Raw genomic sequence first — 566 nt, 5'->3', positions numbered from 1 at the left:
AGGGAAAATTGACGATGATTCTAGGTTGGGATTGACGTCACGAACTCACGTACCCTTGACAAGGGCGTGATAGAAGCCCAACAAAAAAGCCCTCAAACCGCAGCTTGAGGGCTTTGTCTCGTTGGTTTAGGAGCACTTGTGTTAAGTGGCTTCCTTTCGGCAAATTACTTGCTAACTTTACCTAGTTGTAACCAAGTGTCGATAACGGTGTCTGGGTTGAGTGAAACAGAGCTAATGCCTTGCTCCATCAACCATTCCGCCAAATCTTCATGATCTGATGGGCCTTGACCACAAATACCTACGTACTTGCCTGCTTTGGTTGCGGCATCAATTGCCATTTTCAGCATGATTTTCACCGCTGCGTTACGCTCATCAAATAGGTGAGCCACATCGCCAGAGTCACGGTCTAGACCAAGCGTCAGCTGAGTCATGTCGTTTGAACCGATAGAGAAGCCGTCGAAGTACTTCAAGAACTCATCGGCCAGCACTGCGTTTGATGGCAGTTCACACATCATGATGACTTTCAGACCTTGGTCACCACGGCGCAGATCAAACTTCGCTAGCAA

1 protein-coding gene is annotated in these 566 nt (G+C 48.1%); it reads right to left on the bottom strand.

Translation table 11 applies throughout. The features are described from left to right. Positions 1 to 164: 164 nt before the first annotated feature. Positions 165 to 566: putative PEP-binding protein (locus R7Z50_RS29780; RefSeq protein WP_318150053.1), on the bottom strand; the 402-nt coding region annotated here is incomplete at its 5' end.

The organism is Vibrio sp. 1249-1 (genome assembly GCF_033340495.1).
This window is presented reverse-complemented; position numbering and strand designations above follow the sequence as displayed.